General features: G+C 37.3%; 7 protein-coding genes. All 7 read right to left on the bottom strand.

Features of this window, described 5'->3' with window-relative positions; genetic code table 11:
• Positions 1-2: 2 nt before the first annotated feature.
• The 7 genes from HQN83_RS11030 to HQN83_RS11000 all read right to left on the bottom strand — a co-directional run bounded on the left by HQN83_RS11030 (position 3) and on the right by HQN83_RS11000 (position 12,821).
• On the bottom strand, positions 3-218 hold the full coding sequence (locus HQN83_RS11030; RefSeq protein WP_048903622.1) for a FeoA family protein: 216 nt from the start codon (positions 216-218) through the stop codon (positions 3-5).
• A gap of 236 nt (positions 219-454) precedes the next feature.
• Positions 455-859, bottom strand: a complete 405-nt coding sequence (locus HQN83_RS11025) for a VanZ family protein (protein WP_173090395.1) — start codon at positions 857-859, stop codon at positions 455-457.
• 3 nt (positions 860-862) lie between these two features.
• The gene (gene gcvH, locus HQN83_RS11020) at positions 863-1,243 is read right to left on the bottom strand and encodes a glycine cleavage system protein GcvH (RefSeq protein WP_173090394.1); all 381 of its coding nucleotides are present in this window, start codon (positions 1,241-1,243) and stop codon (positions 863-865) included.
• Between the two features lie 99 nt (positions 1,244-1,342).
• Positions 1,343-8,557 (bottom strand): T9SS outer membrane translocon Sov/SprA, encoded by a 7,215-nt coding sequence (sov, locus tag HQN83_RS11015; protein WP_173090393.1) that lies wholly within the window; start codon positions 8,555-8,557, stop codon positions 1,343-1,345.
• A gap of 12 nt (positions 8,558-8,569) precedes the next feature.
• Positions 8,570-9,154, bottom strand: coding sequence for a Holliday junction branch migration protein RuvA (gene ruvA / locus HQN83_RS11010; protein ID WP_173090392.1), 585 nt, complete (start codon positions 9,152-9,154; stop codon positions 8,570-8,572).
• A 3-nt stretch (positions 9,155-9,157) separates the two neighbouring features.
• Entirely contained in the window at positions 9,158-11,470 is a 2,313-nt protein-coding gene (locus HQN83_RS11005) for an NADP-dependent malic enzyme (RefSeq protein ID WP_173090391.1), read from the bottom strand.
• A 139-nt stretch (positions 11,471-11,609) separates the two neighbouring features.
• Positions 11,610-12,821, bottom strand: coding sequence for a lytic transglycosylase domain-containing protein (locus tag HQN83_RS11000; protein ID WP_173090390.1), 1,212 nt, complete (start codon positions 12,819-12,821; stop codon positions 11,610-11,612).
• Positions 12,822-12,828: the final 7 nt, after the last annotated feature.

Genomic DNA, 12,828 nt, shown 5'->3' with positions numbered 1-12,828 from the left:
TATTATTGAATTATAATAATAGATGCTTCGTTTTTACGCAAACAAAGTTGGTACCCTGCCACACGAATAGCAATTGGATCTCCAAGCGGCGCAAAACGTTCTACTTCTACTGTTTCACCAGGCAAGCATCCCATTTCCATTAATTTTACAGACATTTCAAGATCTGTAAACGCTACGATAGTTCCTTGTTCTCCTGGATTTAACTGCGAAAGCTTCATCTATGTATAAGTATTATTTTGGAGCGCAATTTAGACTTAATCTATAATAAATCCAAATAAGCAGGTGTTTATATATAGTCATAAAAAAAGCCCCTTACTAAATAAGGGGCTTCTTCTTAGGTTTATAAAATTACTTATGGGGATAGCTTGAATAGCTAACCGTTGGACATTTACATCCGGGTTTAAAAATACCACAGCCACTAACAAACCCCACCAACACTAAAAGAATCAATAAGTTAAACTGTCTTTTCATTGTAGTTAGATTTATGCAGTAAAATGTAACTGAAAACACCCATAAAAACACCAACCATATCACAGCCAAAATCCCACCATTCTGCAGATCTGTAGGTAAAGATTTTCCATTGTAACAATTCAATGCCACCACCTAATGCTGCCGTAATAACAATGATTTTAAATATGGTTAGGGACCGGAAACTATAATTATGCTGGTGTCTTATTTTACCAAAAAACAAAAGTATAGTGAGCACATAAAAGAACCCTAAATGGACCATTTTATCAAAGCCTTCAAAAAAAAAGCCTGATCCATGGGTATCAGGCATTTTCATATTACAAAGCACTAAAATCACAACAGTCCATACGATGGCCCAGATCTGATATTTTAATTCTCCGAATTTATTCATTAATTAAGCTCCAACTAGTGCTTTGTAAGCATCTGCAGTTAACAAGCCGTCAACTTCTGATAAATCAGAAACTGTAACCTTAACCATCCATCCCGCTCCATATGGATCAGAATTTACCAATTCAGGATTGTCATTAAGCGCAGCATTTGTTTCAGTAACAGTAGCTGTTATTGGCATAAACAAATCCGATACAGTTTTAACTGCTTCAACAGTACCAAAAACCTCATCTTTACTTACTTCATCACCTACGGTATTGATATCAATATATACGATATCACCCAATTCACGTTGAGCAAAATCAGTAATACCAATATAAGCTTCATTACCCTCAACTCTAACCCACTCGTGGTCTTTGGTGTACTTTAATTCTGATGGAAAATTCATTTCTCTAAATTTATTTTTTCGTAAATCTTTTTGCGGCTCAACATATTAAACAAGCTGCGCGCGTTCAAAGGTAATTAATATCAGTCTTTATAACAATCCTTAATTCAGTGTAATCCTTAAACTAAATCCAAAATTGCTGAACGAGGTATTAAACGTTTGTGAAGTATATGGTTTAGTAACGTTAGAATCATAGAATACGCGTATGTTAAACCGCTGGTTAAGCACATAATCAACACTTGGTCTAAATGTTATGTTTTTAGCCCCTGATGAAACTTCAGCCTCAGTAATGTCTGCCCTGTAAATTACAGTTTTGTTATCCCTTATGGCTATATCCAATTTAAAGTCCATGTTATTGTCTGTTTTTAATCCTTTAAACAAACCAAATGGGAACCTGAATTTATTGGTCCTATAGCCAACTCCGAAAACCATATTGTTTTCCGTTAACTGAGCCAACTGACTATTTGCAAGACTTAGTCCTAACAGCCTGGATCTGCCATATTCAAAATTAGCAGTCATATTATTTTTCAATCTGGTATCAACACCAATAAGTGGGGCAAATTGTTCAGCAATAGTTACCTGAGAGTATTGGAACTTCGGAAGGAAATTCCCTCCATTAACATCTTCCCTGCTAGTTACAGAACCATTACTTTCTTGATATCTCAATAAAGAATTAAAGCTGTTTACACTGTAAACGGATCTATATGAATGTCTAACATCAATTGAATTAAAACGCTCAGCCAGGAAAGGTATACGAGTAAGTCCACGATAATTCAAACGCCAGTTTGGCAAAGGAATGCTAGGGAGAGAGTTCAGCCCTACTGAAGAAGCACTTCTACCTGAATAAGCAGCTATAAATGACGATACCACTACATCCTGTGCATTTTTATCATAACCATCTGCATACCCACCAACTACACCATTTGAATTCGGATTCTGAGCACCCAAACGCTGTGAAATCACTTGTCTGTTTGCCATAAACTGATTAAACAATTTAGATACAGTGCTGCCTGATTTCTCTGAAAATGCTGTACTTAAAGAAATAAATGAAACGCTATAATCTCCGGTTGTATATGGACTGAAGTCTTCAAATCCGCGACTGTCTCTGTCGTACCTATAGTTTGTGGAGAAGTTAGATGTCCTGTTTTTATTAGCCGTAAGCGTAATGGTTAAATCACGGATAGGCTCTATTAAACTTGTAAAACTTAAATCCTCCCTTAGCGTGTTTACATAAAGCTGAGATTGCAATGTATCCTGGGTAAGCCAGCCACTATTAACGGCCATACTTCTTATGTCTCGTTGACTACCGAATACAAATCCTAAACCTGGAGCACCTGTTATATCATCAATACCAAAGTAATTAGTTTTTGGTAAATATCCAGGCATAAATATACCTCTGGTCTGCGTATAGGCTCCTACAATATTTTTAACCCCCGTAAGTAAACCAACCAAGAAGCCTGCGCCTGATTGTTTATCGGCAGTACCATTTCCTGCCTTTCTTACAAAGCCAAACTTGTTGTAAAGACTCGCCAGATTCAGGTTCGGATTAATCTGTATAATTCTAGAGTTTTGAATCGTATTACCTAGATCAATTAAAGGATTTCTCAGCGTAGATAATGGTTCGGTTTGCCAGTTAAAACTTGTTCCATAACGTGTGGTAACATTTAACCAATCCATACCCGGAATTTTATTTACCGGCAGATTATATGTTACATTTAAATTATGAGAATAATCGGTAGTTCTGCCTAGTCGCTTTAAATTTTGCCATAATGTATCCCTTTTCACTCCATTAATTCGCCCTTCCGGTTCATCAATAATAGAGTAGTTTGTTGCATCAAAATCAAGCGTGAGTGACCGCGTAAAATTCCACGAAATACCATAAACTCTGGTAACAAGAAAATTCTTATTAAAGGTGGTATTTATAGGAATTGCATTATTGGGGTCATTGTTACGCAAACTATTTTCTGAATAGTAACGATCCAGATCAATCCTGAAGTTAATTGAATTTGGCAATAGACTAAAGTTTATCTCTTTTAATAATGCAAGTGTATTTGATTTAATGATTTTGGCAAAAGGCTCGTAACTCTTAGACTGCCCTGCGTAATTATACGCCAATGAGGCCCTGTATGTTTGTTGAATGTTATTTTGGTTTATAAAATCTCTATGTGCAAACTTAGTATAAGCGTAACTGGCATTTAAATTTTCTACGTCCCATAACTGAGGCTTCTTATCTAAATCAGTACGCTCTTTTCTCACATTTGTAAAACTTATACTATTACGGGTTGTATAGTCCTGTGCATAGTTTAATATTTCTTTTTTCTCTGCTTTAGTAGCTGCATCCAAAGCTGTTTTCAATTCGATATCCGGTGTTCTTGGATCGTATTGCGGTGTACTTATCTGACTTGAATAACTAATGAACATAGGGATTTTTACGCCTGTCTTTTTAGGTAAAAACTTACCTAGCTCCATACTCGAAGAAATATCAAAGAATACGTTATCAGCCCTATTTCTTTCACTCACTCTTTTTTCAAGTGACCCAAAGCCTATTGTAGATTTGCTGCCTGAAATGTTTACATCTGCAAAATCCGCAAGTTGCGCGTTCATCCTTGCAGTTGCGGCCCAGCCACCTCTTTCATCAAATTGAGTTAACCTCAGCTCGTTGAACCATATTTGCGCATTTTTATCCAAACCATCGTCTTCTCCTGGATTTGCAGGATTTTTAAGAGGGTTTTTCACACCAAGCATATAAACCCTAACCTTACTCATATCGGGTTGCCCTTTTATGGTAATCGTTTTACCATTTTCAATAAATTCATAAGGAATATTTATTGGCCATGGCTGCCCATTGAGCATTGCTTTGTTTCTTGCTATTTTAGCCTTTTGGAAAATTTCAAGTTCAATATCAAGCTTATTCTGATCTGGCCAAATTGCGTATGGATCGCTGGTACCTGGGTTTGTTACCCTTAGCGGTTGCGAATACTCATAATAGTTGTCTTGATTATCAGTCCCTATACGTAAGAATGCACTTAAATCGTTATTATTTAATACATTGCTACCAAGAGCTTCCAGGTGAATGTACATTTCCAAATGCTTATATGATCTAAAATCATTAATAGCAGTTTTAAATGCAGCTCTTCCATATCCATCTCTTAAGTTCTTTATGGTTACTGCTAACGATTGCTCATTCTGTCTGGTATCACCACGATAATTGCTAAAGTCACGTTCTCTTTCGATGCCCGGAGGAACTACGTAAGGTATAGGAGTACGTTTGCCATTCTCCTCAATATTTACAGTTGCTACTTCAATGGTCGAATTATCCGATCCTATTGGCAATAATACAGGATCAACAATCACCTGAGCAGGATCGTTATTTGCATTGTATTGACGCCATTCGCCTCTAATCAACTGAATCTTTCCGAACCTCAAAACGGTAGTATCCGCATAATTGGTAAGGAACATTCTAATAAAGCGTATAGATTTAAAATCCTGAATATTTCCAACCTTTTGTTGGTATTGAGCCAATGGAATCCTAATCTGATACCAGGTTACAGGCTGAGTTTGTCCATTAGCTAATTTAACCTGAGAGGTCACCTTATCCGTAACGAAATTTTGTCCAACCATTAAGTCTCCAGGACGCATTGACACCTTATACTGGAAGTACTCATCAGACTGAGTCATGTTGTTATCTCTGTTAATATCTTCCCCATCGGGTAAAGAGGTAGAAGCCGAATTTTCAACACCAAAATCTTCCTGAGACTGTTGTGGCGTTTTAGAGTTTCCTTCAGTACCGTTATATTTTTGGTAGCGCTTTAAAATTCCCGCACCTGCCTGATCCAAAGCATTACTTCTGTAATAGGAGTAATCATCAGAAGACGGATCATTTTCTAATTCGGCTGCAGCATCAGGATTTAGCTGACCTTTTATCTGATTAACAAGTGAAGCGAATTTTGTACGCTCATCATTGTTAGACAAACCGTCTAGTCCAACATCCTGTGTCCTTCTAGCCGCTGGATCATTATCGAATGCCTGCACTACGGGTTGTAATTTAGGCACCCTGCCCCAATTTGTTTCATCAAATTTAGTAGGGTCGCCATTAGCAGGCAAGCCATTTTCTAATGATTTACGACCATCTTTCAGAATATCTTCCGAAATATTACCAATATTAAAATACAAATCACCTCCAGCAGAATTTGGCTTATAAAGATTCGGATCCATAACCCATAATTCTATAAACTCAATATTTAATGCTTCAAAATCATTAGTCTCGATTCTCCTGAATAAACCACCCCATCTTGATTTAGGATTATTTAATAAACCATTCGAACTAAATCCTGTAGGTGCATAATTATAAGGTCCTCTTACTGTCGGATAAAAAGCAACATCTAATGTAGGTAAGGTAATAGATTGACCGGTACTTGTTTCTTTAAAAGGGAAAACTTCTTGTTCTATAATTTCACGTACATAGTGATTAGATAATTCGGTACGATTACTTCTCAAACTAGAAGGCAGATTACTTGCATTTCTATTGTAAAAAGTAGGATCGATATTATAGAATGCTATTCTCGCTCTATTATAACCATAAGCCAGATCATTAATCAAACCTGATTCTGGAAATAACTGAGGTGTTCCCGACAATTGCCATGCTACTGCACTCTTAAGATCTATAACAGATCTTGAGGCTTCAAAGTCATCCAGATAACTTACACCACCCTTTTTGCCTCCAAAATTAAGCGCATTCGGGTGACCTGGAAGCAACTGAGCAAACTCTCCCGAAAACGTAATACTCGAAGGGGCTTTAGTTGATAGGAATGGTAATTTATCAACCAACTTAGTCAGGAACCTTGAAGGAGCACTATAATTCACGTCCATTCCCCATATTGTATTGGAGATCGGCTCTTCGCCAATATTCACTTTTGGTGTTAATGGCTTTTCGGAGAGATTCATAATCGTACCTCCCAAATTCAGCTTATTGTTTACCTTATAATCTAATCTGGCCCCAAATAAAGATCGCTGCTGCAAACCAAAAAGCTCGTTGTTCTCAGTCGATATTCTGATTGGCTGACCTGATATTAAGATTCCGGTGTTCAATATCTTAACTCTTCCTCCCTGATAATCCACCGTGTAATCAACGCCTTCCTGAAGAGGAATTGTACCTGCAAAAACTCTTACAGACCCCTCTGGCACGTTGATAGCATTTAAGCTAAACTCAGAAGCAATATCAGACTGATAACTTCCTTTAATGACATACCTGTTTTGCTTGGTAAACAATTGCTGAGCAACAACCTTAGTCGAATCATACAATGCTGTATAGGTATACTTATCTATAAAAGCCTGTTCTGTTGGTAAAAACTGATTTGCTAAATCCCTTCCGAAAGGTTCAACAAGTGGAAAAATTATCCTGCCATTTAGTGGATCTATAGTAATGTATCCGTTTTTAGTATTCGAGAGTACGTAGGCCGTATTTCCGTTAGCATTGTTGGTACTATTCGTATTATTAAAACCACTATTGTTACCAAATGTATTTGAAGAATTCTGATTAGAATTTGAATTAAAGGGGTTGTTCTCCGTTTCAAAGTCAAAAACTCCATCCGGTTTCATCTCATCCTGCTGATTTAAACGATCCAGACCGGCAACTTGTATCCAAAGTTTATCTTTTAACGGCTTTTTAAATTCATCCAGCTTCTCTCCCTCAGTAATAACGGGCCTTTCAATACCTGTCTTCTCATCTATCCTAAATATATCTAATCTAAAATTCTGCTGACTAATCTGATAGCCACCAATAGAATAGATGTTTTTCATCATTAAAGCCCATGTAGGCAGTTTAACTTTTGTAGTCTCATTCTTCAATAATTTGGCGAATAAAACTTTAGGAGTAGCTTGATCAAATGGCACATCGGTAGTAAACTCACCCACTTGATACTCAACCCCATTAAAAGTATATCGGTATGCAACGGCAAGAACCTCATCAGTATTTAAAGCATTATTTAATGAAATATAACCTAGCTTCGGATGAAAGGTGAACTCTCTCTCTGTCAACTTCCTGGCATAAGTTAGCTTTGCATAATTGTCTGTACCCCCTGTTGGCTGAAAAAATGAAATAACTGAATTTGAATTGGTCTGACGGGCATCAGCCGGTAACATATCTAACAAATTATTCGAATGCTTCGGAAATTGATTGTTCTTAAATGCCGAAGGAAGCACCGAAGTCCCCCCACCCAAGGTATTATTATATGGCTTATTTTCCCCCAAATCCATAAATGCAAGAACGTCTCTCGAGTCTTGAGTGTTGCCTGCTTTATTTGTAACCCATACTTCTATCTTTGTTATTATAACACCGGTTGTAATAGTAGGAGGATTAGAAAGTGCTTTATTATAGTTATCTCTAAAATATTGTGCAAGGAAATAGTGCTTATTCGCTTCGTAATTATCAGCACTTATCCGATACTCATTCTGTTGTGCACCATTATTGATCTGTATTTCTCTGGATTGTGATTTTTGTTGTGTAAAAACAGTATTCACATTCAGTTTACCGAACTGCAATTGAGTTTTCACACCGAACAAAGCCTGTGTTCCGGAAATCAAGGTAGTATTTAAGGGTAAGCTAACATTACCCGCCTCAATTTTCTTAATAATATCATCATCACCGCCTGTATAGTCCAACTTAATCTGATTCTCAAAATCAAATTGAGCTTCAGTATTGTAGTTCATATTAACCTTCAACTTGGTCCCGATATTACCAATAACATCCATCTGGATCCGTTGATTAAAATCAAAGTTCCCCTGTACCCTTTGGCGCTCATTGAACAAAGGGTTTTCATTCCTGTTGATTCTACCCAAAAAAGTTAACTCTGCCTCTCCACGAGGCTGAATATTAATGGTATTACCTCCAAATATCTTCTCAAAGGCCTTACTATTAATGCTCAAACTTGGAATAATCCCCGTTCTTCTAACATCATTTATTTCCTCATTTGAAAACCCTCTCCAATTATCACGTTTAATCTCACTACTGATCAAACGCTGATACTCATCTATACTGAGGTATTGAGGTTCAGAAAGAAGCTTATTGCCTATTAACTGTCTTATTATATATCTTTTATTTACAGCGTCGTACTCAACTTCGCGTTTGATATTATCAGGTAGTGGCTTAAAAGAATTAGATAATGGTCGTATCCCTAATCTTTGTTTTTCTTTTAAACCGAATGAATTTTTTGACGTATCACTAGGGGTTCGCCCCACAACTATTTGTGAGATGGCCTGTTTTCCCCAAAAGGATGTAATCAAAAGGAGAAATATTATTAGCGTTAATTTGTTTTTCAAGGGTAAAAAAGGTTATAAATTTTTCAAGGCTAACTTAATCATCTGTTCTACTGATAAATCCTGACCACCCACCTTCACGGCATTGTCAATTGCCTTTTCAGATGCCGCTTTTGCAAAACCTAACATCATTAAAGCCGACAAAGCTTCTTCTTTTACGGTATTGTTTAAAGGGGCCGCAATTAACGACCCCGTTCCTTCTTTCTTTAATTTATCCTGCAACTCAAGTACAAGTCTTTGTGCAGATTTCACGCCTATACCTTTTATTCGCTGTATAAGCGGAAGGTCGCCACTAATAATGGCAGACTGAATCTCATTCGGGGTAATGGATGAAAGCATCATTCGTCCTGTATTTGGCCCTATACCGGATACCGAGATCAAGTGAAGGAACAGTCTTCTTTCACCTTCATCAGCAAAACCATAAAGTGTATGGGCATCTTCTTTAATATGGAGCCATGTATAGATTTTACACCGCTCAGCATCAGCAAGACTACTGTATGTATTTAAAGATATATTAATATGGTAGCCTACACCTCCGGCTTCTACAACAATATACGCGGGGCATTTAAAGGTTAACTTACCATCAATATATGCAAACATATTTTATTTTTTTGAGATTCTTTTTAATAGACCTTTTTTAGGATTCGCTTCCTGTTCTTTTGCTTGTACATCTAAAACTGCAATGGTTACCATATTTACAATTTCTCTTACAGAGCTACCTAACTGAACAATATGTACTGGTTTTTTTAATCCAAGTAAGATCGGACCAACGGCCTCGGCTTCTCCAAGTTCCTGCAATAACTTATAGGCTATGTTACCAGATTCCAGATTAGGGAAAACTAATGTATTGGCAGGAGCTCCAATTAATCTGCTAAAAGGAAAATTATCTTTTAGCATTTCGTTGTTAATCGCAAAGTTCCCTTGCATTTCACCATCCACCATAATGTGCGGATGTTTCTCATGCAATATCTTAACAGCTTTCCTTACCTTTTCAGGTACAACACCTTCATTAGATCCAAAATTAGAATATGAAAGTAAAGCAACCCTTGGTTGTATGTTAAATTTACTTACAGAACGTTCTAAAAGCAAAGTTAAATCAACCAATTCTTCCGCAGTAGGATCTACATTAACGGTTGTGTCTCCAAAAAACACGGGCCCCTTCTTGGTCATCATCATGTACATACCAGCAACACGATTTACACCTTCCTCGGTACCAATAACTTGTAACGCGGGTTTAATAGTAGAGACATAATTCTTTGTTAAACCCGAGATCATTGCATCGGCTTCTCCAAACTCAACCATAGAAGCACCAAAATAGTTCCTATCACGCATAAATTTGGTAGCCTCAAATAAAGTTACTCCTCTACGTTGTCTCTTCTCATATAGAGAATTCGCATATTTATTCATGCGTTCCTGTTCCTCAAAAGGATCAATGATAGTTACATCTTCCAACTCTAAGGCGTTGTCTTCAATTATTTTTTCGATGATTCCCCTATTTCCAAGTAAAATAGGGATAGCTATATTTTCATCTTTTACAATCTGAGCAGCCTTTAATATTCTGTAATTATCGGCTTCAGCAAAAACAACACGCTTAGGGTCAGACTTAGCTTTATTGGTAATGGCACGCATAATAGCATCATCACCACCTAATCTGTGTTTCAGTTCCTCAATGTAAGCATCCCAATCAGTAATTATCTTACGAGCAACGCCTGACTCAATTGCGGCCTTAGCCACAGCTGTAGACACATTCGTCATTAAACGAAGATCCATGGGTTTAGGAATGATATAGTCCTTTCCGAATTTAATATTCCGCTCATTATAAGCCATGTTAACAGCTTCTGGAACAGGCTTTTTAGCCAATTCAGCAATTGCCTTTACAGCAGCTATTTTCATTGGTTCGTTAATGGCCGTAGCCCTAACATCAAGCGCCCCTCTAAAAATATACGGGAATCCCAAAACGTTATTCACCTGGTTAGGGTAATCAGAACGGCCGGTAGCCATAATTAAATCCTTGCGTGAGTTCAATGCCAACTCATAAGCAATTTCAGGGTCAGGATTTGCCATCGCAAATACGATAGGATTTTTTGCCATAGATTTAAGCATATCCTCTGTAACACAATTTGCAGATGATAATCCGATGAATACATCAGAGTCTTTCATCGCTTCAGCAAGTGTATCTAACTTCCTTGATGTTGCAAATTCGGCCTTAATGGGATCTAGGTTTTCGCGGCTATCTTTGATAACACCCGAACGATCACACATTACAATATTTTCTTTTTTAGCACCTAAAGAAACGTATAAACGAGAGCAGGAAATTGCGGCAGCACCTGCCCCATTCACCACAATCTTAATCTTATCCATTTTCTTTTTTTGCAGTTCACAAGCATTAAGCAATGCCGCTGCAGAAATGATGGCGGTACCGTGCTGATCGTCGTGCATTACAGGAATCTTCATCTCCTCTTTTAAACGACGCTCTATCTCAAAGCACTCAGGTGCCTTAATATCTTCTAAATTTATTCCCCCAAAAGTAGGTTCAAGGGCTTTTACTATCTTAACAAAATCATCAACATTTTTGGTATCTAATTCAAGATCAAAAACATCAATATCAGCAAATATTTTAAAAAGGAGTCCCTTTCCCTCCATAACAGGCTTTCCTGCTTCTGGCCCAATATCGCCTAAACCTAATACTGCAGTACCGTTACTAATTACAGCTACCAAATTCCCCTTGGCAGTGTATTTATAAACATCCTCTGTATTCTCAGCTATTTTTAAACAAGGCTCTGCTACACCTGGTGAATAAGCCAGTGCAAGGTCTCTTTGAGAGTTCGTCGGTTTTGTTGGTATAACCTGAATTTTACCTGGCCGCCCCTGCGAATGGTAATCTAAAGCATCCTGCTTCCTGTTTATTTTACTCATAAAATTGTCAATTGTAAAGGATCAAAGTTACAATTCTTTTACTAAGGCTTAAAATAAAAAAAAGCCAATTAAATTACGGATAACTCTTATTTAAACGCAATTATGAACAAAATGAACAGGAAAATAAACAAACTGAATGCTAACTTTTCAGGCGGCTTGGGATGTCGCTTTCTACATGGGAACTATACACTTTTATCTTCTGTCCAGGAACGATTGTCAAGTTTTTTAACTTGTTCCAAACTTTAAGATCTTGAACTTCCACATGATATTTATTAGCAATAGCACCTAAATTTTGGCCGGGCCTAACCTTATGAAAGAAGAAAAGTGGTTTTGATTTTACTCTTCTGGCTGGTCTTGTCTCATCATTTGATGCCAGAACCACTTTCATATTAGTCTCAATATCTGTATTAAGCACTTCATAAATCTGTGCAAAATTAGCCAGACTTACTTTTGGGACAATGACACGTTTAGGCTCTAACTCAGTGCCATTAACAATCTTCTTCTTATAGGAAGGATTTAAAGTACAAAGCTCTTCTTCATCCATATTTAAAGCCTTAGCTAATGTAGGAATAGAAATAAAGCGATTAACTTGAATAGTATCTGTAATTTTTATATAAGATGGTCTTTGAGAGTTGATTTGATGCTTATCGGAGCACTTCATCACATATACCGCAGCTATAAATGCAGGCACATAGTTCCTTGTCTCTGTAGGTAAAAACTTTCTAAGTTCCCAGAAATCGTTAGAGTTGGATTTCTCCATTGCCCTTTTCACATTCCCCATACCACAATTGTAGGCCGCAATAGCCAAGAGCCAGTCACCCAGTTCCTCATATGCATCCCTAAAATAGGTCGCCGCTGCATAACTTGCTTGTATTGGATCTTTTCTGTCATCAACAAAGTTATCCATATTTAAGCCATACTCTCTGGCCGTGCCAAACATAAATTGCCACAAACCCGTAGCGCCAACCCTGGAAACTGCATGAGGATTCATTGACGACTCTATAATTGGCAGGTACTTGATTTCCTCCGGAATATTAAGGCTTTTAAGTGCCTTTTCAAAAATTGGGAAATAGTAATCCGATAGGCCTAACATCTTACCCATCATGTCCTTCCTTCCGCTATAAATATCTATGTACTTTTGTACATATTCATTATAAGTAAGAGGAACAGTCTTTTGAATAGAATCTAGTCTATTTTTATAATTGAAGTTATAGTTGTTAAACAATGGGGTTTCATCAACTTCAGGTACTGAAGTAGTATCATTTAAAATCAACCCGTGTTGTTGAGCTGTCGCCGAAAAGCTAATAAACGCTAGAATGCAATAGGATACGAGATGTACTTTTATTTTCATAGGCATT

It is taken from the genome of Pedobacter foliorum (assembly GCF_013266735.1).
GTDB classification, from domain to species: Bacteria; Bacteroidota; Bacteroidia; order Sphingobacteriales; family Sphingobacteriaceae; genus Pedobacter; species Pedobacter foliorum.
Note: the sequence above shows the minus strand (reverse complement) of the source record. Positions and strands in the feature narration are given on the sequence as shown.